The following is a 22,901-nucleotide window of genomic DNA, read 5'->3' on the forward strand; positions in this document are numbered from 1 at the left end:
CTTATTTCCAGGAGTTGCTGCATGACCTTTTCTTTGGCCGCCAAACTGTCGGTGTTGCTGCTGTTCATTGGCAGCACGCTGTATGTGCACCTGCGTGGCAAGGCCCGTTTGCCGATGTTGCGTCAGTTCGTCAACCATTCGGCGCTGTTCGCCCCGTATAACGCCCTGATGTACCTGTTTTCCGCGGTGCCGTCCAAGCCCTACCTGGACCGCAGCAAGTTCCCGGAACTGGATGTGCTCAAGGACAACTGGGAAGTGATCCGCGAAGAGGCCATGCACCTGTTCGACGAGGGCTACATCCGCGCCGCCGAAAAGAACAACGACGCCGGCTTCGGTTCGTTCTTCAAGAAGGGCTGGAAGCGTTTCTACCTCAAGTGGTACGACAAACCGCTGCCTTCGGCCGAGGCACTGTGCCCCAAGACTGTGGCCCTGGTGAGCAGCATCCCTAACGTCAAGGGCGCGATGTTTGCGCTGTTGCCGGGTGGCAGCCACCTCAACCCGCACCGCGACCCGTTTGCCGGTTCCCTGCGTTATCACCTGGGGCTGTCCACGCCGAACTCCGACGACTGCCGTATCTTCGTCGACGGCCAGGTCTACGCCTGGCGTGACGGTGAAGACGTGATGTTCGATGAAACCTACGTGCACTGGGTGAAAAACGAAACCGAACAGACCCGTGTGATCCTGTTCTGCGACATTGAGCGGCCATTGAGCAACCGCGTGATGACCCGTATCAACCGCTGGGTCAGCAAGCAACTGGGCCGCGCAACCGCCCCGCAGAACCTCGATGACGAGCGCGTGGGCGGCATCAACCAGGCGTACGCCTGGAGCAAGACCTTCAGCGACAAGTTCAGTGGCCAGGTCAAACAGTGGAAGCGCAAGCATCCCAAGGCCTACCGCATTGCGCGGCCGGTGCTGGCGGTGGTGGTGCTGGTACTGCTCTGGAAGTGGCTGTTCGGCTAAACCGCACACCATAAAAAGGCGCTGTATCGAAAGATACAGCGCCTTTTTCATGCCTGGAATGTGATCAAAACTGTGGGAGCTGGCTTGCCTGCGATGGCGGAGTATCAGCTATAAAAAGGTTGGCTGACCCACCGCTTTCGCAGGCAAGCCAGCTCCCACCTTTGATCTGCGTTTTTCTTAAGAGGCGATCAACTGGCGCAGCACGTAGTGCAGAATCCCGCCCGCCTTGAAATACTCCACTTCATTCAAGGTATCAATCCGGCACAGCACCTCAACCTTCTCGCTGCTGCCATCCTCCCGCGTGATCACCAACGTCAGGTTCATCCGCGGCTCGATCTCGGCGTCGGTCAGTCCGAGGATATCGATCTTCTCCTTGCCGGTGAGCTTGAGTGTCTTGCGGTTCTGATCCAGCTTGAACTGCAACGGCAACACGCCCATGCCTACCAGGTTGGAGCGGTGGATACGCTCGAAACTCTCGGCGATCACCGCCTTGACCCCTAGCAGGTTAGTGCCCTTGGCCGCCCAATCGCGGCTGGAGCCGGTACCGTATTCCTGGCCGGCGATCACCACCAGCGGTGTGCCCGAGGCCTGGTACTTCATGGCGGCATCGTAGATCGCCATTTTCTCGCCCGTGGGGATATACAGCGTGTTACCGCCTTCTTCGCCGCCGAGCATTTCATTGCGGATACGGATATTGGCGAAGGTGCCGCGCATCATCACTTCATGGTTGCCCCGGCGTGAGCCGTAGGAGTTGAAGTCACGCGGCTCCACGCCCTGTTCGCGCAGGTAGCGCCCGGCCGGGCTGTCGGCCTTGATATTGCCGGCTGGGGAGATGTGATCGGTGGTCACCGAATCCCCCAGCAGTGCCAGCACGTTGGCGCCCTTGACGTCCTCGATCACCGGCAGCGGGCCGGCAATGTCGTCGAAGAACGGGGGGTGCTGGATGTAGGTGGAATCTTGCTGCCACACGTAGGTGGCTGCCTGCGGCACTTCAATGGCTTGCCACTGTTCGTCGCCGGCAAACACTTCGGCATATTCCTTGTGGAACATGCTGGTGCTGACTTGGGCCACCGCTTCGGCGATTTCCTGGCTGCTGGGCCAGATGTCCTTGAGGTATACCGGATTACCCTGCTGGTCATTGCCCAGCGGTTCGCTGCTGATGTCGATGCGCACGGTGCCGGCCAACGCATAGGCGACGACCAGGGGCGGCGAGGCCAGCCAGTTGGTTTTCACCAGTGGGTGCACACGGCCTTCGAAGTTACGGTTGCCGGACAGCACCGAGGCCACGGTGAGGTCGGCCTTCTGAATGGCTTTTTCGATCGGCTCGGGCAGGGGCCCGGAGTTGCCGATACAGGTAGTGCAGCCGTAGCCCACCAGGTCGAAGCCAAGCTTGTCCAGGTACTGGGTGAGGCCCGCAGCCTTGTAGTAGTCGGTGACCACTTTGGAGCCTGGCGCCAGGGAGCTTTTCACCCAGGGCTTGCGGGTCAGGCCTTTTTCCACGGCTTTTTTCGCCACCAGCCCGGCCGCCATCATCACGCTGGGGTTGGAGGTGTTGGTGCAGGAGGTAATCGCGGCGATCACCACCGCGCCGTTTTTCAGGCGATAGGTGTTGCCTTCGTATTCATAATCCGCCTCGCCGACCAGATCGGCATTGCCCACGGCAACGCCGCCTCCGCCCTCGCTTTCGAGGCGGCCTTCTTCTTTGCTGGTGGGCTTGAATTGCAGGTCGAGAAAATCACTGAACGCTTGGCCTACATTCGGCAGGGCGACGCGGTCCTGGGGGCGTTTAGGCCCGGCAAGGCTGGCCTCGACAGTGCCCATGTCCAGGGCCAGGGTGTCGGTGAAGACCGGCTCCTGGCCTGCGTTGCGCCACAGGCCCTGGGCCTTGGTATAGGCTTCCACCAGCTTGACCGTCTCAGCCGGGCGGCCGGACAGGCGCAGGTAGTCCAGGGTCACCTCATCCACCGGGAAAAAGCCACAGGTCGCACCATATTCCGGTGCCATGTTGGCGATGGTCGCGCGGTCGGCCAGGGGCAAATCGGCCAGCCCGTCGCCGTAGAACTCGACGAACTTGCCCACCACGCCTTTCTTGCGCAGCATTTGTGTAACGGTGAGCACCAGGTCGGTGGCGGTGATGCCTTCCTTGAGCTTGCCGGTGAGCTTGAAGCCGATGACTTCCGGGATCAGCATCGACACCGGCTGGCCAAGCATCGCCGCTTCGGCTTCGATCCCGCCCACGCCCCAGCCCAATACGCCGAGGCCGTTGATCATGGTGGTGTGGGAGTCGGTGCCTACCAGGGTGTCGGGGAAGGCGTAGGTGCGGCCGTCTTCTTCTTTGGTCCATACGGTGCGGCCCAGGTATTCGAGGTTGACCTGGTGGCAGATACCGGTGCCAGGTGGCACGACGCTGAAGTTGTCAAAGGCGCTCTGGCCCCAGCGCAGGAAGGCGTAGCGTTCGCCGTTGCGCTGCATTTCGATGTCAACGTTCTGCTCAAAGGCGCTGGTGCTGCCGAACTTGTCGACCATCACCGAGTGGTCAATCACCAGGTCCACCGGTGACAGCGGGTTGATGCGCTGCGGGTCGCCCCCGGCCTTGGCCACGGCGGCGCGCATGGCGGCCAGGTCGACCACCGCGGGTACCCCGGTAAAGTCCTGCATCAGCACGCGAGCGGGGCGGTACTGGATCTCGCGGTCAGACTGGCGCTCTTTGAGCCAGGCGGCGATGGCCTTGAGGTCGGCGCCGGTGACGGTCTTGGCGTCTTCCCAGCGCAGCAGGTTTTCCAGCAGCACCTTGAGGGACATCGGCAGCTTGTCCAGGTCACCCAGGCTCTTGGCGGCTTCGGGCAGGCTGAAGTAGTGGTAGGTTTTACTGTCTATTTGCAGTGTCTTAAGGGTTCTCAGGCTATCAAGGGATGACATTACATGACTCCTTATGGTCCGCACGGCTACGGACCTGACGGGACGAACAGAGCTATCACGTTAGCGCTGTTTTCATTAGCAGGCTAATAACTGGACTCTATCGCTGAGTCCAAGGTTCCGAACTCGGCTATCATGCGCGCGTTTTCATGACAGGTATTGCGATAGCGCAAGGCCAGTTGATTCACCAGGAGATTCAATGAACACCCTTTTTATGCACTGCCGCCCGGGTTTTGAAGGCGAAGTCTGTTCCGAGATCGCGGAGCACGCCGCGCGCCTGAACGTGTCCGGCTACGCCAAGGCCAAGACCGGCAGCGCCTGCGCCGAATTTGTCTGCACCGAAGAAGACGGCGCCCAGCGCCTGATGCACGGCCAGCGCTTTGCCGAGCTGATCTTCCCCCGGCAGTGGGCGCGCGGGGTGTTTATCGACCTGCCGGAAACCGACCGTATCAGCGTGATCCTCGCCCACCTGCGCGAGTTCCCGACGTGCGGCAGCCTGTGGCTGGAAATGGTCGACACCAATGACGGCAAGGAACTCTCAAACTTCTGCAAGAAGTTCGAAGTGCACCTGCGCAAAGCTCTGCTTAACGCCGGCAAGCTGGTGGACGACCCGAGCAAGCCTCGCCTGCTGCTGACCTTCAAGAGCGGTCGCGAAGTGTTCATGGGCCTGGCCGAGTCGAATAACTCGGCGATGTGGCCGATGGGCATCCCGCGCCTCAAGTTCCCGCGTGACGCGCCCAGCCGCTCGACCCTGAAGCTGGAGGAAGCCTGGCACCACTTTATCCCCCGTGACCAGTGGGACGAGCGCCTGCACGGCGACATGACCGGCGTCGACCTCGGCGCCGCACCGGGCGGCTGGACCTGGCAACTGGTCAACCGTGGCATGCTGGTGACTGCCATCGACAACGGCCCCATGGCCGAAAGCCTGATGGACACCGGCCTGGTGCAGCATCTGATGGCCGACGGCTTCACCTTCGTGCCCAAGCAGCCGGTAGACTGGATGGTCTGCGACATCGTTGAGAAGCCCGCTCGCAACGCGGCACTCCTGGAAACGTGGATTGGCGAAGGGCATTGCCGCGAGGCGGTGGTGAACCTGAAGTTGCCGATGAAACAGCGTTACGCCGAAGTGAAGCGTTTGCTGGAGCGCATCGAAGAGGGCTTCAAGGCGCGTGGCATTCGTGTGGAGATCGGCTGCAAGCAGCTCTACCACGATCGCGAAGAAGTGACATGTCACCTGCGCCGCCTGGTAGACGTAAAGAAATCCAAAGGCCGCTGATATTAAATGTGGGAACTGGCTTGCCTGCGAAAGCGGTATAACAGTCGAAATTTATGTTGAATGTGCCCCCGTCATCGCGGGCAAGCCCGCTCCCACATTGTTGAGCGGTGCCAGTTTTAGGAGTGAAGTATGAGTCTTGAACTGCCGGTTGATGGCACCCTCGACGCCACCGGCCTCAACTGCCCGGAACCCGTGATGATGCTGCACCAGCACATCCGCGACCTGCCGGCGGGCGGCCTGCTCAAGGTGATCGCGACCGACCCGTCGACCCGTCGCGATATCCCCAAGTTCTGCGTGTTTCTCGACCATGAACTGGTGGATCAGCAGGAAGATGCTGGCACCTACCTGTACTGGATCCGCAAGAAAGCCGATTAAGCCTGCGCCTTTTCGGCCCGAATGCGTCGGCGTGCACTGCGCGCCAGGCGCACCACCAACATCCCCGCCGCACAGCTCAAGCCCACGATCAGCCCTTGCCATAAACCGCTCGGGCCGCTGGGCTCGCCGAGCCAGTTGGTCAGGCCCAGGGCGTAACCTACCGGCAGGCCAACGCCCCAATAGGCGAACAAGGTCAGCACCATGGTCACCCGGGTGTCCTGGTAGCCGCGCAATGCGCCGGCGGCGGTGACCTGGATCGAGTCAGAGAACTGGAACAGCGCCGAGAACACGATCAGCATCGACGCCAGGTGGATCACCACCGGGTCGGGCGTATAGATCGCTGCAATCTGCTCGCGAAACAACAGCATCAAGCTGCAGGAAAAGCAGGCATACGCCAGTGCGGTGCCCATGCCGACGCCGGCGGCGAAGCGTGCTTCCCGAGGTTCGCCGCGCCCCAGCGCCTGGCCGACGCGCACGGTGACGGCCATGCTCAGGGAGTAAGGGATCATGAACACCAGGGAGCTGACGTTCAGCGCGATCTGGTGGCCGGAGACCACCGTGGCGCCCAGGCTGCCGATCAACAAGGCGATCACCGCAAAAATACTCGATTCGGCAAAGATCGCCACGCCTATCGGCAGGCCAATGCCCAACACGCGCTTGATCACCGCCCACTGCGGCCAGTCGAAGCGCTTGAACAATTCGCTGCTTTGATAGGCCGCGCCCCAGCGCGTCCAGATGGCCAGGCCGATCATCATCACCCACATTGCAATCGCGGTAGCCCAGCCACAACCCACGCCGCCCATGGCCGGTACGCCCAGGTGGCCGTAGATGAAGATGTAGTTCAGCGGAATATTCAGCGCCAACCCGCACAAGCCCATGACCATGCTCGGCCGTGTGCGGCCCAGGCCGTCACTGAAACAGCGAAACACGTAGTACAACGCCACCGCCGGCATACCGGCGGCGATGCCGTGCAGGTAGCCCATGGACGGCTCGATCAAGTCGGGTTCGACCTTCATCGCATGCAGGATCGGCTCGGCGCATAGCAACAACAGCGCCCCTGCGATGCCAACCACGACGGCCAGCCACAATGACTGACGCACCAAGGGCCCGATCTCGCTGAACTGGCCCGCACCGTAGCGCTGGGCGACTTTCGGCGTGGTGGCCAGCAGAGTACCGGTCATCAACAGGTACACCGGGATCCAGATCGAATTACCCAGGCCCACCGCCGCCAGGTCCTGCGGGCTCACGCGCCCGGCCATCACCGCATCGACGAAGCTCATTGCGGTGGTTGCCAGTTGGCCAATCATGATCGGCAAGGCCAGCGTCAGCAGGCCGCGCACTTCCCGGCTGATGCGGGCGGGGCGGGAGAGGGTAGCGGTGGCAGTGTTCACGTACAGGTGTCCAATAAAAAAGGCAGTCGCAAGGACGGCGGATTCTACGCGTTGACGCAGCGGTCAGGAAAAAACCTGTGTTAGGGATTTGTAAGCAATGCGCCCAGGCCAGCGCTGAGCCCTGTGGGAGCTGGCTTGCCTGCGATGCAGGCACCTCGGTACATCAGGCAAACCGGGTCGATGCCATCGCAGGCAAGCCAGCTCCTACACAGGATCTTCTGTACACTGCCAATCCGCCAAAGGAGCCTGCCATGCTGATTGTTGCCGACGAAAATATCCCGCTGCTCGATGCATTCTTCGAAGGGTTTGGCGAGATTCGCCGCGTGCCTGGCCGTTCCATCGACCGCGCTACGGTCGGGCAGGCCGACGTGCTACTGGTGCGCTCGGTGACCAACGTCAACCGTGCCCTGCTTGAGGGCAGTAACGTGCGCTTTGTTGGCACCTGCACCATCGGCACCGACCACCTGGACCTCGACTACTTCAAGCAAGCGGGTATCCAGTGGTCCAGCGCGCCCGGCTGCAATGCGCGTGGGGTGGTGGACTACGTGCTTGGCAGCTTGCAGACCCTGGCTGAAATCGAAGGCGCTGACCTCAAACAGCGTACCTATGGCATCGTCGGTGCCGGCGAAGTCGGCGGGCGCTTGGTCAAGGTGCTCAAGGGCCTGGGCTGGAATGTGTTGGTGTGCGATCCGCCGCGCCAGATTACCGAAGACGGTGATTACGTCAGTCTGCAGCAGGTCATCGAGCAATGTGACGTGATCAGCTTGCATACGCCGCTGATCAAGTCCGGCAACGGTTCGACCTGGCACCTGTTTGATCGCCAGCGCCTGGCACAGCTCAAGCCGGGCACCTGGCTGATCAACGCCAGCCGGGGTGCGGTGGTGGATAACGCCGCGCTGCGCGAGGTGTTGCTGGCGCGCGAAGACCTGCAAGCGGTGCTGGACGTGTGGGAAGGCGAGCCCGAGGTGGACGTCGACCTGGCTGACCTGTGCGTGCTGGCCACGCCGCATATTGCCGGCTACAGCCTCGATGGCAAGCAGCGCGGCACCGCGCAGATTTACCAGGCGCTGCGCGCACACCTGGGCCAGGAACCGAGTATTCACTTAAGTGATTTGCTGCCGGCCCCCTGGCTGGCCGAGATGCACCTGCATCCTGAGACTGACCCGGCCTGGGCGCTGGCGACCTTGTGCCGCAGTGTGTACGACCCACGCCGTGACGACGCGGATTTGCGTCGCAGCCTGGTGGGCACTGTGCAGGAACAGCGCCAAGCTTTCGACCTGCTGCGCAAGCACTATCCGGAGCGTCGCGAGATCGATGGCTTGAAGGTGCGCATCAACGGGGAGTCGGCGGTGCTGTCACAGATCGTGACTGCTCTGGGTGCCGAACAGCTGTAACGGTTATCGCGGTGCTCTTGAGGCCTTCGCGAGCAAGCTCGCTTCTACAGCGGGCATAAAAAACCCGGCCACCTGGGCCGGGTTTGAAAGAGCGTGGGCGCTTCAGCCTTGCTGGGCAGGCTTGACCAGTCGCTGTTCCAGCTCGCTGCAGGCTTGCTGGATCATTTCTTCGGTAATCTGCACTTCCCGGCCCTTGGCATCGATGTACGAGCAAGGCAGCTGCTGCGGCTGGCGGATCACTTCAATCTTGGCGTCGCTGCTATTTTGCAAGGTCATGGCCTGTCTCCTCATCAGGTTGTGTACCTACTTTAATTCCCCCGCATGAACGCGCTGTTACAACTCCTTACACGCTCATCGGTTTGAACACCCAGTCCACCAGAAACCGGTACATATTTCCAGATCAGGCTTAGACCGATAGCCTCTAGCGGCCTGCATCGGCGGGCATAATTAACCTGACTCATTGTTATTTGCGCAAGTTCCCCCAATGTTGAGGTACAGACTCCTCATTGGGTGATGCCTTCCATGTTCTCCATCCGTCAACGCCGTGCGATTCGCCTGGCCAGCCGCTTTATTGCGCCCTACCGTTGGCAGGCGCTTGGCGCACTGCTGGCGCTGATCGTCACCGCTGGCATCACCTTGTCCATGGGGCAGGGCATACGCCTGTTGGTGGACCAGGGCTTCATGACCCAGTCGCCACACCTGCTCAACCAGTCAATCGGCCTGTTCATGCTGCTGGTGCTCGGCCTAGCCGTGGGCACCTTCACGCGGTTTTACCTGGTGTCGTGGATTGGCGAGCGGGTGGTAGCCGATATTCGCCGGCAGGTGTTCAACCACCTGATCTACCTGCACCCCGGCTTCTACGAGAACAACCGCAGCTCGGAAATCCAGTCGCGGCTGACCACCGACACCACCTTACTGCAATCGGTGATCGGCTCATCACTGTCGCTGTTTCTGCGCAACGCCCTGATGGTGATCGGCGGCATCGTGTTGCTGTTTATTACTAACCCCAAGCTCACCAGCATCGTGGTGGTGGCGTTGCCTCTGGTGCTGGCGCCGATTCTGATCTTCGGGCGCCGGGTGCGCAGCCTGTCGCGTTTGAGCCAGGACCGTATCGCGGACGTCGGCAGCTATGTCGCCGAGACGTTGGGCCAGATCAAGACCGTGCAGGCCTATAACCATCAGGTTCAGGACGAACAACGCTTTGCCGTCACCGTCGAGGACGCCTTTGTCACGGCACGTAAACGCATCTTGCAGCGCTCCTGGCTGATCACCTTGGTGATCATGCTGGTGCTCGGCGCGGTAGGCGTGATGCTGTGGGTGGGCGGCATGGACGTGATCAGCGGGCGCATTTCCGGCGGTGAGCTGGCGGCGTTCGTGTTCTACAGCCTGATTGTCGGCAGCGCCGTCGGCACCCTGAGCGAAGTGCTTGGCGAGTTGCAGCGTGCCGCCGGGGCAGCCGAGCGTATCGGTGAGCTGTTGCAGTCAGGCAACGAGATCCAGGCGCCGGCCACTGGCGGCGTACGTTTGCCGGAACGGGTCAGTGGCCGCATGGAACTGCAGGACCTACGCTTTTCCTATCCTTCGCGACCGGACAGCTATGCCATCGACGGCTTGAACCTGACCATCAACCCGGGCGAAACCCTGGCCTTGGTAGGGCCGTCCGGTGCGGGCAAGTCGACGATTTTCGATCTGCTGCTGCGCTTCTACGACCCCCAGCAAGGCCGAATCCTGCTCGAAGGCCAGCCGCTGACCGAGCTAGACCCCCTGGACCTGCGGCGCCATTTCGCCCTGGTGTCCCAGAGCCCGGCGTTGTTCTTCGGCAGCGTCGAGGACAACATCCGCTACGGCAACCCGTCCGCCACCACCGCCCAGGTGGAAGCCGCCGCGCGTATTGCCCACGCCCACGACTTCATCCTGCAAATGCCCGACGGCTACCAAACCCACCTCGGCGAAAGTGGCCAGGGCCTCTCCGGCGGCCAGCGCCAACGCCTGGCCATCGCTCGCGCCTTGCTGGTCGACGCGCCGATCCTGCTGCTGGACGAAGCCACCAGCGCCCTCGACGCCCAGAGTGAACACCTTATCCAGCAAGCGCTGCCGCAGCTGATGCAGGGGCGCACCACGCTGGTGATCGCCCACCGTTTGGCCACGGTGAAGAATGCCGACCGCATTGCGGTGATGGACCAGGGCAAGCTGGTGGCGGTGGGCACGCATCAGCAGTTGATTGCGAGCAATCCGCTGTATGCGCGGTTGGCGGCGTTGCAGTTCAGTGCGGACCCTGTGGGAGGGGGCTTGCCCCCGATAGCGGCGGATCAGCAATAGACGTGTGACTGACAGCCTGCAATCGGGGGCAAGCCCCCTCCCACATTAGAAGCAGGTTCAGAGCCTTATTGGTCGTCGAAGTACCGCTCATGCCAATCCACCAACGGCTGCGGTGAGTTGAGCTTCTGCCCGTAGATCACCGAATAAGACAGCACGTTCTGCACATACTGGCGGGTTTCGTCGAAGGGGATGCTTTCCACCCACACGTCGAAACTCAGGTGGTCTGCGCCGCGCAGCCATTGGCGCACGCGGCCGGGGCCGGCGTTGTAGGCAGCGGAGGCGAGCACGCGGTTGCCGTTGAACTGGCTGTGAACCTGGCTCAGGTAAGCAGCGCCGAGCTGGATGTTTTTATCCGGGTCCAGCACCTGGGCCGGGGAGGCCAGGGGGATGCTGAACTTGCGCGCGGTTTCCTTGGCCGTGCCGGGCATCAGTTGCATCAGGCCGCTGGCGCCGACGCCGGAGCGGGCATCGTCCATGAACGCGCTTTCCTGACGGGTGATGGCAAAGATCCAGCTGGAGTGCAGGCCACGTACCTTGGCTTCGCGCACCAGGGTGTCGCGGTGGGCCATCGGGAAGCGGATGTCCAGATCGTCCCAGTACTGCGCCTGGCTGATGGTGCGGATCGCCGGGAAGTACCACTTCATGTCGTAGGCCAGTTTGGCCTGGGCGACCATCTCGTCACGGTTGAAATGACGGCTGACGTGGTACCACTCGCGGCGACCGTCGACGATCTGGCCACGGGCGTAGAATTCCAGGGCACGCCGCACCCCCGGGGTATTGCGCACCTTGTTGACCAGCGCCTGGCTCATCACCAGCGGCTTGTTGTTCAACTGGTAAGGGGCTTTGGAGCGGTCAGCAGCGAGGAAACCGTAGAAGTCCCGCTCCTTGGCCACGTTTTTGTACAGCACCAAAGCCTGCGGGTTTTTCGGCTCGGCCAGCTCCAGGCTGCGTGCCTGCCAGTAGCGCCAACGGTTGGTGGTGGCCAGGTCCTGTGGGAGTTTGCGGGTCAACTGGTAGGCGTCTTCCCAGCGCGCTAGGCGCAACAGCAGGCGCAGACGCCACTCGGAAACCGTATTGTCGCGTAACTCGGGGTCGTACTTGGTCATGACCTCCAGTGCGCGCGGGTCGAAGCGCTTGGCCAGGGTCAAGCCGATCTCGCGGGCAATCGAGACTTTTTCGTCACGGGAGAAGTGCATGCTGCTGGCGTAACCGTCGAGCAGCGACATGGCTTTGTCCGGATCCTGCCGCGCCAGGCGACGCAGGCCCAGGCCCACGGCGTCAGACATGGCCTCGGTGGCCGGCTGGAAGCGTGACGGGTCGCTGAGCATGTCGGGCTTTTGCGCCACATCCACCATCAAGCGACCTTGGGCGCCGAGGGTGGGTAGGGTTTTCACCAAGCTATTGGCCAGCGCGTAGTTACGCGCTTCGGCGGCGAGCTTGGTGCGCTCCCAGATCTTCTGCTCGGTGAGCTGGCCGGCAGCGGCCCACTGGCCAAACGTGGCGTCACACGCGGCGGGCTGGGATTTGCCGGTCATCCACAATTTTTCGGCGGTCTTGTAGCCTTCAGCCTTGAGATTGTGGCTGAGCTGGTACTGGCCATGCAGGCAATCCAGCTCGACGAAATTGAGCTTGGTGTCGTAGTACTTTTCAAAAGTTTGCCAATCGCCGCGTTCGGCCAGCCAGCGCAGCCAACGCAGTTTCATCCAGTTGGCCTGGGGCAAGTCGCCGTGTTTGGCGAGGAATTGTTCGATTTCCTCGTTACTTGCGGTTTTCAGGCGCGCGGTCAGTTCGTCGTAGGCCAGGTAGGGCGTGAGCGGGTAATCGGCCAGGGCCTGGCTGTATTGCATATAGGGGCCGCTGTCGCCCTTGGCCAAGGCACGTTTGGCTTGATCGTAATACTGGCGTTGAGTGGTGAGGTCCACCGCCTGGGCGGATTGAACGGCAGTGGCGGAAAGAAGCAGACAAGATAAAAAGTTGAAAAGGCGACTGCGCATGAGACGTCCGTGCAGAGAAATCACGACTAGCACCGGCACTGCCGACACTGATTGCCCCTAGCTTAGCCTTTTGCCAGCGGCCCGCGAAAGCTTTGCCGGCTGGTTCGTTCAAGTTCGCCGGAAATGTCCTACAGAACGTGTCAATAGAGAAAATGCCGACCGCATCCCACCCTCACATCAGGTAGAATGCGCGCCCAGTTTTTGGAGAAGCGTATGACCCTGCTCAAATTCAGCGATGTGTCCCTTGCTTTCGGCGCCATGCCGTTGTTGGACAAGGTGTCCTGGCAGATCGCCCGTGGTGAGCGGGTGTGCATCATCGGCCGCAACGGCACCGGCAAGTCCAGCATGATGAAGCTGGTAAAAGGCGACCAGAAGCCCGATGACGGCTCTGTCTGGCGTGCCCCGGGCCTCAAGATCGGCGAATTGCCGCAAGAATTGCCGGTGGCCGACGGACGGACAGTGTTCGACGTGGTAGCCGAAGGCCTGGACGGTGTTGGCGAGTTGCTCGCGCAATACCATCACCTGGCACAGAACTGCGTCACCGAAGAAGACCTGGACAAACTGATGCACGTCCAGCAAGACCTCGAAGCCCGTGACGGCTGGCGCTTGCAGCAACTGGTGGACAGCACCCTGAGCCGCCTGCAACTGCCGGCAGACAAGACCCTCGCCGAATTGTCCGGCGGCTGGCGTCGCCGTGTGCTGCTGGCCCAGGCCCTGGTGTCCGAGCCGGACCTGCTGCTGCTCGACGAACCGACCAACCACCTGGACATCGGCGCCATCGCCTGGCTTGAAGAAGCCATCAAGGACTTCCAGGGCGCCGTGCTGTTTATCACGCACGACCGTGCTTTCCTGCAGAGCCTGGCTACGCGCATCCTCGAGCTGGACCGTGGCGGCCTGATCGACTGGAACGGCGACTACGCCAGCTTCCTGGTGCATAAGGAAGCCGCCCTGGCGGCCGAAGAAACCGCCAACGCGCTGTTCGACAAGAAGCTGGCCCAGGAAGAAGTCTGGATCCGCCAGGGCATCAAGGCCCGTCGCACCCGTAACGAAGGCCGCGTGCGTGCCTTGAAAGCCTTGCGCGTGGAGCGCAGTGAGCGCCGCGAGCGTACCGGCAAGGCCAATATCCAGCTCGATACTGCCGACAAGTCGGGCAAGCAAGTGATGGTGCTGGAGAACGTCAGCTTCCATCACCCGGACGGCCCGTTCCTGATCAAGGACTTCTCCATGGTCCTGCAGCGCGGCGACCGTATTGGCCTGTTGGGCGCCAACGGTACCGGCAAGACCACCTTGCTCAAGCTGATGCTCAGCGGTCTGCAACCGACCAGCGGCAAGGTGGAAGAGGGCACTCGCATCGACGTGGCCTACTTTGACCAGTTGCGCCACCAGTTGGACCTGGAAAAGACCGTGATCGACAACGTCGCCGAAGGTCGCGACTTTATCGACATCGACGGCCAGAGCCGCCACGTACTCAGCTACCTGGGCGACTTCCTGTTCAGCCCGCAACGTGCGCGCACGCCGGTCAAGGCGCTGTCGGGGGGTGAGCGTGCGCGCCTGCTGCTGGCCAAGCTGTTCAGCAAGCCGGCCAACCTGCTGGTGCTCGACGAACCGACCAACGACCTCGACGTGGAAACCCTGGAACTGCTGGAAGAGGTCTTGCTGACCTTCAACGGCACCGTACTGATGGTCAGCCACGACCGGGAATTCCTCGACAACGTGGTCACCAGCACCCTGGTTTTCGAAGGCGAAGGCAAGGTGCGCGAATACGTGGGCGGTTATCAGGACTGGCTGCGTCAGGGCGGCTCGCCGCGCCTGCTGGGCGTGACCGAGAGCAAGTCGGGCAAGGCGGACCTGAACACGGCGGTGGTGGCTCCCGCCGCTGCCGAGGCGCCTGCACCGGCTGCTGACGCTGCGCCGGCCAAGAAGAAGCTGAGCTATAAGTTGCAGCGCGAGTTGGAAGCCTTGCCAGGCGATATCGACGCCAAGGAACAGCAGATCGCTGCGGTCGAAGCGGAAATGGCTGACGCCGGCTTCTACCTGCGCCCTGCGGCAGAAACCGCCAAGGTCATCGCCTCTCTGGAGACGCTGAACCAGGAGCTGGAAGCCTTGGTTGAGCGTTGGGCCGAGTTGGATGCCTGACTGATCGACCCGCAATAAAAAAGCCCGGCACTCTTCTATGAGCGCCGGGCTTTTTCATATGAAATACAGTTAAAAATGTGGGAGCTGGCTTGCCTGCGATAGCAGTCTGCCAGTTGATGCATCGGGTGGCTGATACACCGCTATCGCAGGCAAGCCAGCTCCCACATTAGACCTTTATCGGTCTTACGGACTCTTTATCAGTTTGACGGCCAATACATCGCACGGCGCGCCGTGCAATACATCATTGGCGGTCGAGCCCAGCAACAACGCCAAACCGTGACGACCATGGCTACCCACCACGATCAAGTCGCAAGCCTTTTCCTTGGCCAGGTGGTGAATTTCCTGGCGCGGTTGGCCGTATGTCAGGTGGCAGTCTTCCTTTTTCAGGTGCGGGTATTTGAGAATCAAACGGTCAAGGCGCTCCTTGGCCTGGTCAAATTGTTGTTGCTGCAGCTGGGAAAGGTCCATCGGCACGTCACCACCAAAGGCCATGGCCATGGGCTCGACGATGTGCACCAACGACAGTTTGGCGCCATTGGCAATCGCGGATTCCTGTGCGCGCTTGATCACTGGATCGCACTCTTCGGTCAGGTCGACAGCGACCAGAATATGTTCGTAGGGCATGAGGCGTTCCTCCAGAGGACTGCAATAAGTTCAGTATGGCTGCTTTCAAGCGGATGGGGTTGCCGCAGATCAAATCCGCTCATCTAGAAATTCGGGAGTACACATATGACGGTCTGGATAGTGGTGTCAATCCTTGCGGTGGTTTTGAGCCCCCTGGTATGGCTGCGACCTTCGCGCCAGCAGAGTGGGCGTATGGCCCTGCGCATGGAGGCACGCCGCATCGGCCTGGCCATGCAGTTGGCGCCTCAGGAATGGCCGCACTGGCTCAAGCAGGAGCCGCCGAGCCCCTGTGCGCAGTATTGCCGGCCACGACGCGGCAGCGCGCCCGCAACCTGGAGCTACTGGCAGCTGGAGCCGGGGCTATGGGTCAATCAGTGGCGTGAACCCTGTGTGGATGAGAAGTTGTTGCCGCATTTTGCAACGCTGCCGGCAAACGTCTACAAGGTCGAGGCCGACAAACAGATGATTGCTCTGTATTGGGGCGAAAAGGGCGACGCAAGCGTGCTGAAAGATATTGATACGCTGCTCAAGGCCCTGGCCTGACCCAAGCTCTGTAGGAGCGAGCCAGCTCGCTCCTACAGGAAAGCCAGGCAATAAAAAGCCCGACATCATCATCGGGCTGGAGGTGGCCAGGCAGGCCGGTAAATCTGCACATTGCCGCTAGCCTAGTCGTGTATTGCTTTCTGTACAGCCTTTTCACACATCCTTTCCATTATTGATCCTGTGAATATTTGAATATTGACGGGTGGCGAGCCTGTGGGCCGGGTTCTGAAATGACTGGAAAGTCGCGTTTTTCCTAGCCTTTGGAGCGATTGACAATTGCTCGGAATTGGATGAAGGTGGCGTACCCAAATCAAACGGGCGTATGAATTGAGCGTTTGCCTGTCAGACGACTCATACAAAACCCGACTATCGCACTGGCGGGTGTGCCTGGCGGATTGGCGTGAGCATTGATTCAACTGTCAATGTCAAACCAGAGACCAGCGTCCAGTGTGTACTGTTCAGCTTCCATATCGTGGAGATCAGTTGATGATTTACGAAGGTAAAGCCATCACGGTTAAGGCTCTTGAAAGTGGCATCGTCGAACTCAAATTCGACCTCAAGGGTGAGTCCGTCAACAAGTTCAACCGTCTAACCCTGAACGAACTGCGTCAGGCCGTAGACACCATCAAAGCAGATGCTTCGGTCAAGGGCGTGATCGTCTCCAGCGGCAAGGACGTGTTTATCGTCGGCGCTGACATCACCGAATTCGTCGACAACTTCAAGCTGCCCGATGCCGAGCTGGTGGCTGGCAACCTCGAAGCCAACAAGATCTTCAGCGATTTCGAAGACCTCAACGTGCCGACTGTTGCTGCCATCAACGGCATCGCGTTGGGCGGCGGCCTGGAAATGTGCCTGGCGGCAGACTTCCGTGTCATGTCCGCGACGGCCAAGATCGGCCTGCCGGAAGTCAAGCTGGGTATCTACCCAGGCTTTGGCGGTACCGTGCGCCTGCCGCGCCTGATCGGTGCCGACAACGCGATCGAATGGATCGCCGCCGGCAAGGAAAACAAGGCTGAAGACGCACTGAAAGTCGGTGCCGTCGACGCTGTGGTGGCCCCGGACAAACTGGCCGAAGCCGCGCTGAACCTGATCAAAGGCGCCATCAGCGGCGAATTTGACTACAAGGCCAAGCGTCAGCCGAAGCTGGAAAAACTCAAGCTCAACGCCATCGAACAGATGATGTCGTTCGAAACCGCCAAAGGTTTTGTGGCAGGCCAGGCCGGCCCGAACTACCCGGCGCCGGTTGAAGCGATCAAGACCATCCAGAAGGCCGCGAACTTTGGTCGCGACAAAGCCCTGGAAGTGGAAGCGGCAGGCTTCGTCAAACTGGCGAAAACCTCGGCGGCCCAGAGCCTGATCGGCCTGTTCCTGAACGATCAGGAACTGAAGAAAAAGGCCAAGGCCTACGACGAAATCGCCAAGGACGTGAAACAGGCCGCCGTACTCGGCGCCGGTATCATGGGTGGCGGTATCGCCTATCAGTCGGCGTCCAAAGGCACGCCGATCCTGATGAAAGACATCAACGAGCACGGTATCGAACAGGGCCTGGCCGAAGCCGCCAAGCTGCTGGTGGGCCGCGTTGATAAAGGTCGTATGACCGCTGCAAAAATGGCTGAAGTGCTCAACGGCATTCGTCCTACGCTGTCCTACGGTGATTTCGGCCACGTCGACCTGGTGGTCGAAGCGGTTGTCGAAAACCCGAAGGTCAAGCAGGCGGTACTGGCTGAAGTGGAAGCCCAGGTCAAAGATGACACCATCCTGGCCTCCAACACCTCGACCATTTCCATCTCGCTGCTGGCCAAGGCCCTCAAGCGTCCGGAAAACTTCGTCGGCATGCACTTCTTCAACCCGGTGCACATGATGCCGCTGGTGGAAGTGATCCGTGGCGAGAAGTCCAGCGAGCTGGCCGTGGCCACCACCGTTGCCTACGCCAAGAAAATGGGCAAGAACCCGATCGTCGTCAACGATTGCCCGGGCTTCTTGGTCAACCGCGTGCTGTTCCCGTACTTTGGCGGTTTCGCCAAGCTGGTCAGCGCCGGTGTGGATTTTGTGCGCATCGACAAGGTCATGGAAAAATTCGGCTGGCCCATGGGCCCGGCGTATCTGATGGACGTGGTCGGCATCGACACCGGCCACCACGGTCGCGACGTCATGGCTGAAGGCTTCCCGGACCGCATGAAAGACGACCGCCGCTCGGCGATCGACGCGCTGTACGAGGCCAAGCGCCTGGGCCAGAAGAATGGCAAGGGCTTCTACGCCTACGAGGCCGACAAGAAGGGCAAGCAGAAGAAAGTGGCCGACCCGTCGGTGCACGAAGTGCTCGCTCCGGTCATCTACGAACAGCGTGAGGTGTCGGACGAAGACATCATCAACTGGATGATGATCGCCCTGTGCCTGGAAACCGTGCGTTGCCTGGAAGACGGCATCGTTGAAACCGCCGCCGAAGCCGATATGGGCCTGGTGTACGGTATTGGTTTCCCTCCATTCCGTGGTGGCGCGTTGCGTTACATCGATTCGATCGGTGTGGCCGAGTTCGTTGCCCTGGCTGACAAATACGCTGATTTGGGCCCGCTGTACCACCCGACCGCGAAGCTGCGTGAAATGGCCAAGAATGGCCAGAGCTTCTTCGGTTAAGCGCCCAATCGACTAGAGCGAGAATATTTATGAGCTTGAATCCAAGAGACGTCGTGATTGTCGACTTCGGTCGTACGCCGATGGGCCGCTCCAAGGGCGGCATGCACCGCAACACCCGCGCCGAAGACATGTCGGCGCACCTGATCAGCAAAGTGCTGGAGCGCAACACCAAGGTCGACCCGAACGAAGTCGAGGACGTGATCTGGGGCTGCGTCAACCAGACCCTGGAGCAGGGCTGGAACATCGCGCGCATGGCGTCGTTGATGACCCAGATCCCGCACACCGCGGCCGGCCAGACCGTCAGCCGCCTGTGCGGCTCGTCGATGAGCGCGCTGCACACCGCTGCGCAAGCGATCATGACCGGCAACGGCGATGTGTTCGTGGTCGGCGGCGTGGAGCACATGGGCCACGTCAGCATGATGCACGGCGTCGATCCTAACCCGCACATGTCCCTCTACGCGGCGAAAGCCTCGGGCATGATGGGCCTGACCGCGGAAATGCTCGGCAAAATGCACGGCATCACCCGTGAAGCCCAGGACGCCTTCGGCCTGCGCTCCCACCAACTCGCCCACAAGGCAACGGTGGAAGGCAAGTTCAAGGATGAAATCATCCCGATGAACGGCTACGACGAGAATGGTTTCCTGAAACTGTTCGACTACGACGAAACCATTCGTCCGGACACTACCCTGGAAAGCCTGGCGGCCCTCAAGCCAGCCTTCAATCCAAAGGGCGGCACCGTGACAGCCGGTACTTCCTCGCAGATCACCGACGGTGCTTCGTGCATGATCGTGATGTCGGCGCAGCGTGCCCAGGACCTGGGTATCCAGCCGCTGGCCGTGATTCGTTCGATGGCAGTGGCGGGTGTGGATCCGGCGATCATGGGCTATGGTCCAGTACCGGCCACACAAAAAGCCTTGAAGCGCGCAGGCCTTTCCATCTCTGATATCGACTTCTTCGAGCTCAACGAAGCTTTCGCCGCACAGGCCTTGCCAGTGCTGAAAGATCTGAAAGTACTCGACAAGATGAACGAGAAGGTTAACCTGCACGGCGGTGCGATTGCCCTGGGCCACCCATTCGGTTGCTCCGGTGCGCGTATCTCTGGCACTTTGCTTAACGTGATGAAGCAAAATGGCGGCAACCTTGGGGTTGCAACCATGTGCATTGGTCTCGGCCAAGGCATCTCTACCGTCTTCGAACGCGTCTAAACGTTCGGTTGACGGAAGCCGGGGCCCAGTGCCCCGGTTTTTGTTTTTTGGAACTTTTAAATATTTTTTTTCAACAAATTTTGCATGAGGGCCAGAGCATGAAAGTCGAACCAGGGCTCTACCAGCATTACAAGGGGCCGCAGTACCGTGTTTTCAGCGTGGCGCGCCACTCTGAAACCGAAGAAGAAGTGGTGTTTTACCAAGCGCTGTATGGCGAATACGGCTTTTGGGTGCGCCCTTTGAGCATGTTCCTGGAGACCGTCGAAGTTGACGGCGAGCAGGTCCCGCGCTTTGCTTTGGTCACGGCCGAACCCAGTCTTTTTACAGGGCAATAACGGCAGGTCGCGCAGAATGCTGCGCTTGACCTCATCCGGTTGCCACTATATATAGCGTTGCCGCGTCAGGCGCCAACTGCCTTTCACTTCTCGAATTCAGGAATTTTCCGATCCATGGGCAAATCGCTGGTCATTGTGGAATCCCCGGCTAAGGCCAAGACCATCAACAAGTACTTGGGCAACGAGTACGTGGTGAAGTCGAGTATCGGCCATATCCGAGACCTGCCCACCAGCGGTTCGGCTAGCGCCAGCAAGGAGCCTGCCGCCAAGCGCGGCAAGGCCGCCGCGGGCGAAGGTCCGGTACTCACGCCTAAAGAAAAAGCGCGCAAGCAACTGGTTTCGCGCATGGGTGTGGACCCGGACCATGGCTGGAAGGCCAAGTACGAAATCCTTCCGGGCAAGGAAAAGGTCATCGAAGAGCTGCGCCGGCTCGCCAAAGATGCTGACACCATCTATCTCGCGACGGACTTGGACCGCGAAGGGGAAGCCATTGCCTGGCACCTGCGCGAAGCCATCGGCGGTGATGACAGCCGCTACAAGCGCGTGGTGTTCAACGAAATCACCAAGAAAGCCATCCAGGAAGCCTTCTCCAAGCCGGGCGAGCTGGACATCGACCGTGTCAACGCCCAGCAGGCCCGTCGCTTCCTCGACCGCGTCGTCGGCTACATGGTCTCGCCACTGCTGTGGGCGAAGATCGCCCGTGGCCTGTCCGCCGGCCGTGTGCAATCGGTAGCGGTCAAGCTGGTGGTTGAGCGTGAGCGCGAGATCCGTGCGTTCATCCCTGAAGAATACTGGGAAGTCCACGCCGACCTCGGCACTGCCAAGGGCGCCAATGTGCGCTTTGAAGTGGCCCGTGAGAAAGGCGAGGCCTTCAAGCCGCTGAACGAAGCCCAGGCCATGGCCGCGCTGGAGAAGCTCAAGGCCTCCAGCTACAGCATCGTCAAGCGTGAAGACAAACCGACAAGCAGCAAACCGTCGGCGCCGTTCATCACCTCCACCCTGCAACAGGCCGCGAGCAACCGTTTGGGCTTCGGGGTGAAGAAGACCATGATGATGGCCCAGCGTCTGTATGAGGCTGGCTACATCACCTATATGCGTACGGACTCCACCAACCTGTCGCAAGACGCGGTGGCGATGGCGCGTACCTATATTGAAAGCGAATTCGGCAAGACCTACCTGCCGGAGAAGCCGAACGTCTACAGCAGCAAGGAAGGCGCACAAGAGGCACACGAAGCGATTCGTCCTTCCGACGCCAACACCACGCCTGCCAAGCTGAGCGGCATGGAGCGCGACGCTGAGCGCCTCTACGAGCTGATCTGGCGCCAGTTCCTGGCTTGCCAGATGCTGCCGGCGCAATACCTGTCTACTACCGTCAGCGTGGGCGCGGGCGATTTCGAGCTGCGTGCCAAGGGCCGTATCCTCAAGTTCGATGGCTACACCCGTGTGATGCCGCAGATCGCCAAGCCTGGCGATGATGATGTGCTGCCGGACATGGCCCAGGGCGACACACTGAAGCTGATCAAGCTCGACCCGTCCCAGCACTTCACCAAGCCGCCGGCGCGTTATTCCGAAGCCAGCCTGGTGAAAGAGATGGAGAAGCGCGGTATCGGTCGTCCGTCGACCTACGCGGCAATCATCTCCACCATCCAGGACCGTGGCTACGTTGCGCTGCATAACCGTCGTTTCTATTCGGAAAAGATGGGTGACATCGTCACCGAGCGTCTGTCGGAGAGTTTCTCCAACTTGATGGATTACGGCTTCACTGCCGGCATGGAAGAGAACCTCGATGACGTGGCCCAGGGCGAACGCGACTGGAAAAACGTGCTGGATGAGTTCTACGGCGACTTCAAGAAAAAGCTTGAAGTGGCCGAGAACCCCGAGAACGGGATGCGCGCCAACCAGCCGGTGATGACGGATATTCCGTGCACTACCTGCGGTCGACCGATGCAGATTCGTACCGCCTCCACCGGCGTGTTCCTCGGTTGCTCGGGCTACAGCCTGCCGCCCAAAGAGCGCTGCAAGGCGACCGTCAACCTGGTGCCGGGCGATGAAATCGCGGCTGACGACGAGGGTGAGTCCGAGTCGCTGGTGCTGCGTGGCAAGCACCGCTGCCCGATCTGCAGCACGGCGATGGACGCCTACCTGCTGGACGAGAAGCACAAGCTGCACATCTGTGGTAACAACCCGGATTGCAACGGCTACGAGATCGAAGAGGGCACCTATCGCATCAAGGGCTATGAAGGCCCGAGCCTGGAATGCGACAAGTGCGGCAGCGAGATGCAGCTCAAGACTGGCCGTTTCGGCAAGTTCTTCGGGTGCACCAACCCAACCTGCAAGAACACCCGCAAACTGCTGAAAAGCGGTGATGCGGCGCCGCCGAAGATGGATCCGGTGAAAATGCCCGAGCTCAAGTGCGAGAAGGTCAACGACACCTACATCCTGCGTGACGGCGCTTCGGGGCTGTTCCTGGCTGCGAGCCAGTTCCCGAAAAACCGCGAGACCCGTGCACCACTGGTGATGGAGATCGTGCCGCACAAGGACGAGATCGATCCGAAGTACCACTTCCTGTGTGAAGCGCCGAAAAAGGACCCGGATGGTCGCCCAGCCGTGATCCGTTACAGCCGCAAGACCAAGGAGCAGTACGTGCAGACCGAAGTGGACGGCAAGCCTACTGGCTGGAAAGCGTTCTACGACGGCGGCAAGTGGAAGGTCGAGGACAAGCGCCAGGGCGCTTGATCCGCTAGTCTGTTAACGCCAAAAGCCGTCTGTATAGACGGTTTTTGCTTACTGTAGGAGCGA

Annotated in this window: 16 protein-coding genes; 11 read left to right on the forward strand and 5 right to left on the reverse strand. The window is 60.6% G+C overall.

Going from position 1 to position 22,901, the window contains the following annotated elements; translation table 11 throughout:
* Positions 1 to 21 precede the first annotated feature (21 nt).
* Positions 22 to 960 (forward strand): aspartyl/asparaginyl beta-hydroxylase domain-containing protein, encoded by a 939-nt coding sequence (locus JMV15_RS03745; RefSeq protein WP_005786126.1) that lies wholly within the window; start codon positions 22 to 24, stop codon positions 958 to 960.
* A gap of 177 nt (positions 961 to 1,137) precedes the next feature.
* Here JMV15_RS03745 and acnA read toward each other — a convergent pair whose 3' ends face one another.
* Positions 1,138 to 3,879, reverse strand: a complete 2,742-nt coding sequence (gene acnA / locus JMV15_RS03750) for an aconitate hydratase AcnA (RefSeq protein WP_038449463.1) — start codon at positions 3,877 to 3,879, stop codon at positions 1,138 to 1,140.
* A 196-nt stretch (positions 3,880 to 4,075) separates the two neighbouring features.
* On the opposite strand from acnA, the gene rlmM reads away from it, so the two are divergent.
* Entirely contained in the window at positions 4,076 to 5,152 is a 1,077-nt protein-coding gene (gene rlmM / locus JMV15_RS03755) for a 23S rRNA (cytidine(2498)-2'-O)-methyltransferase RlmM (protein ID WP_038449465.1), read from the forward strand.
* Between the two features lie 129 nt (positions 5,153 to 5,281).
* Positions 5,282 to 5,527 carry a sulfurtransferase TusA gene (gene tusA, locus JMV15_RS03760; protein ID WP_014717501.1) on the forward strand — a complete coding sequence of 82 codons (246 nt, stop codon included), beginning with the start codon at positions 5,282 to 5,284 and terminating at the stop codon, positions 5,525 to 5,527.
* Here the strand turns inward: tusA and JMV15_RS03765 are convergent.
* Positions 5,524 to 6,918 (reverse strand): MATE family efflux transporter, encoded by a 1,395-nt coding sequence (locus tag JMV15_RS03765; protein WP_014717502.1) that lies wholly within the window; start codon positions 6,916 to 6,918, stop codon positions 5,524 to 5,526. The two genes, tusA and JMV15_RS03765, sit on opposite strands and share 4 nt — an antisense overlap.
* 251 nt (positions 6,919 to 7,169) lie before the next feature.
* Between JMV15_RS03765 and pdxB the strand changes: the two genes are divergently transcribed.
* Positions 7,170 to 8,312 (forward strand): 4-phosphoerythronate dehydrogenase PdxB, encoded by a 1,143-nt coding sequence (gene pdxB, locus JMV15_RS03770; protein ID WP_038449467.1) that lies wholly within the window; start codon positions 7,170 to 7,172, stop codon positions 8,310 to 8,312.
* A 102-nt stretch (positions 8,313 to 8,414) separates the two neighbouring features.
* Here pdxB and JMV15_RS03775 read toward each other — a convergent pair whose 3' ends face one another.
* Positions 8,415 to 8,588 carry a PA1571 family protein gene (locus JMV15_RS03775; protein WP_014717504.1) on the reverse strand — a complete coding sequence of 58 codons (174 nt, stop codon included), beginning with the start codon at positions 8,586 to 8,588 and terminating at the stop codon, positions 8,415 to 8,417.
* Between the two features lie 237 nt (positions 8,589 to 8,825).
* On the opposite strand from JMV15_RS03775, the gene JMV15_RS03780 reads away from it, so the two are divergent.
* Positions 8,826 to 10,631 (forward strand): ABC transporter ATP-binding protein/permease, encoded by a 1,806-nt coding sequence (locus JMV15_RS03780; protein ID WP_169912502.1) that lies wholly within the window; start codon positions 8,826 to 8,828, stop codon positions 10,629 to 10,631.
* Positions 10,632 to 10,696: 65 nt separating this feature from the next.
* On the opposite strand, the gene JMV15_RS03785 is transcribed toward JMV15_RS03780, so the two are convergent.
* On the reverse strand, positions 10,697 to 12,625 hold the full coding sequence (locus JMV15_RS03785; protein ID WP_014717506.1) for a transglycosylase SLT domain-containing protein: 1,929 nt from the start codon (positions 12,623 to 12,625) through the stop codon (positions 10,697 to 10,699).
* A gap of 213 nt (positions 12,626 to 12,838) precedes the next feature.
* On the opposite strand from JMV15_RS03785, the gene JMV15_RS03790 reads away from it, so the two are divergent.
* On the forward strand, positions 12,839 to 14,761 hold the full coding sequence (locus tag JMV15_RS03790; protein WP_020302894.1) for an ATP-binding cassette domain-containing protein: 1,923 nt from the start codon (positions 12,839 to 12,841) through the stop codon (positions 14,759 to 14,761).
* 183 nt (positions 14,762 to 14,944) lie between these two features.
* Here the strand turns inward: JMV15_RS03790 and JMV15_RS03795 are convergent, their stop codons facing one another.
* Positions 14,945 to 15,385 carry a universal stress protein gene (locus tag JMV15_RS03795; RefSeq protein ID WP_014717508.1) on the reverse strand — a complete coding sequence of 147 codons (441 nt, stop codon included), beginning with the start codon at positions 15,383 to 15,385 and terminating at the stop codon, positions 14,945 to 14,947.
* 105 nt (positions 15,386 to 15,490) lie between these two features.
* On the opposite strand from JMV15_RS03795, the gene JMV15_RS03800 reads away from it, so the two are divergent.
* The 5 genes from JMV15_RS03800 to topA all read left to right on the forward strand — a co-directional run bounded on the left by JMV15_RS03800 (position 15,491) and on the right by topA (position 22,838).
* Positions 15,491 to 15,928, forward strand: coding sequence for a hypothetical protein (locus tag JMV15_RS03800; RefSeq protein ID WP_019818247.1), 438 nt, complete (start codon positions 15,491 to 15,493; stop codon positions 15,926 to 15,928).
* Positions 15,929 to 16,414: 486 nt separating this feature from the next.
* Positions 16,415 to 18,562 (forward strand): fatty acid oxidation complex subunit alpha FadB, encoded by a 2,148-nt coding sequence (fadB, locus tag JMV15_RS03805; RefSeq protein ID WP_005786151.1) that lies wholly within the window; start codon positions 16,415 to 16,417, stop codon positions 18,560 to 18,562.
* 29 nt (positions 18,563 to 18,591) lie between these two features.
* Positions 18,592 to 19,767: an acetyl-CoA C-acyltransferase FadA gene (gene fadA, locus JMV15_RS03810; protein WP_003189650.1), complete on the forward strand. Its 1,176-nt coding sequence runs from the start codon at positions 18,592 to 18,594 to the stop codon at positions 19,765 to 19,767.
* Between the two features lie 98 nt (positions 19,768 to 19,865).
* On the forward strand, positions 19,866 to 20,102 hold the full coding sequence (locus JMV15_RS03815) for a DUF1653 domain-containing protein (protein WP_003189651.1): 237 nt from the start codon (positions 19,866 to 19,868) through the stop codon (positions 20,100 to 20,102).
* A 114-nt stretch (positions 20,103 to 20,216) separates the two neighbouring features.
* Complete coding sequence (topA, locus tag JMV15_RS03820; protein WP_003189652.1) at positions 20,217 to 22,838, forward strand: type I DNA topoisomerase; 2,622 nt, start codon at positions 20,217 to 20,219, stop codon at positions 22,836 to 22,838.
* The last annotated feature ends 63 nt before the right edge of the window (positions 22,839 to 22,901 follow it).

Source organism: Pseudomonas paracarnis (genome assembly GCF_904063055.1).
GTDB lineage: Bacteria > Pseudomonadota > Gammaproteobacteria > Pseudomonadales > Pseudomonadaceae > Aquipseudomonas > Aquipseudomonas paracarnis.